Source organism: Microbispora sp. CSR-4 (genome assembly GCF_008033685.1).
Classification (GTDB): Bacteria; Actinomycetota; Actinomycetes; order Streptosporangiales; family Streptosporangiaceae; genus Microbispora.
The window spans coordinates 1-445 of the sequence record NZ_VJVX01000271.1; the positions used below are offsets into that span (position 1 = coordinate 1).

Annotated in this window: 1 protein-coding gene; it reads right to left on the reverse strand. The window is 72.6% G+C overall.

Features of this window, described 5'->3' with window-relative positions; all coding sequences use genetic code 11:
• On the reverse strand, positions 1–444 hold a 444-nt coding region (locus tag FLV34_RS39780; protein WP_147945637.1), incomplete at its 3' end, for a DUF222 domain-containing protein.
• Position 445: the final 1 nt, after the last annotated feature.

Genomic DNA, 445 nt, shown 5'->3' on the forward strand with positions numbered 1-445 from the left:
CCGCCCGTAATCGGCCCGCTCATCCCGCTCTTCCCCATCGGGGTCCAGCACCGCCCGCAGATGGCGGCCGGCCTTGGCGACCTCCGCCGCCCCGGCCTTGCCCGCCAGGTCCACCAAGATCGGCTCCGCCAAGGTGGCCTGCTCATCCGATAGCCCGGCCACAGCGGCGCAGATGGCCTCCACCACCCCCGCCGCCAACTCACCCGCAGCGAACTTCTCCCGCACCTTGGGGAGGCGCGGCAGCTCCGCCCCCAACGTGAGCAGGCGGCCCGCACCACCCACCGTCATCCCCCCACTCGTGCGCAACCAGCACCGGGTGGAGGCATGCCCATGCTGCCTGGCCTGACCCGCACGATGCACCCGCCCCACCCGATCGGCCAGCGCGCAGGTGATCCGATCCCGGGCGAACAGCAACTCCTCCGCCTCGGCCAGGCACACATCCACG